The sequence below is a fragment of the Bacillus sp. SIMBA_008 genome, assembly GCF_046535495.1.
GTDB classification, from domain to species: domain Bacteria; phylum Bacillota; class Bacilli; order Bacillales; family Bacillaceae; genus Bacillus; species Bacillus subtilis.
Window position 1 is genome coordinate 1 of the sequence record NZ_JAWRWL010000946.1, and the last position, 249, is coordinate 249.

The following is a 249-nucleotide window of genomic DNA, read 5'->3' on the forward strand; positions in this document are numbered from 1 at the left end:
TTTTGATTTACATTCCTGGTGTCACGGATCAAGCACCGCAGACGATTTCTGAAACAGCTGGTCAAATGGACGTGAAGCCTACACTTCTTCACTTACTAGGGATTGAAACGAAGGATTCCATTCAATTTGGCAATGATTTATTTTCAAATGAACGGACGCCTTTCGCTGTATTGAGAAACGGGAACTTTATTACAGATGATTATCTCTATACAAAAAACACCTGCTATGATCAAAAAACAAAAGAACCCG

The 249-nt window shown here is 39.0% G+C and carries 1 pseudogene; it reads left to right on the top strand.

Going from position 1 to position 249, the window contains the following annotated elements:
- Positions 1–249: pseudogene (locus SB658_RS26165) on the top strand (hypothetical protein); the annotation flags it as partial.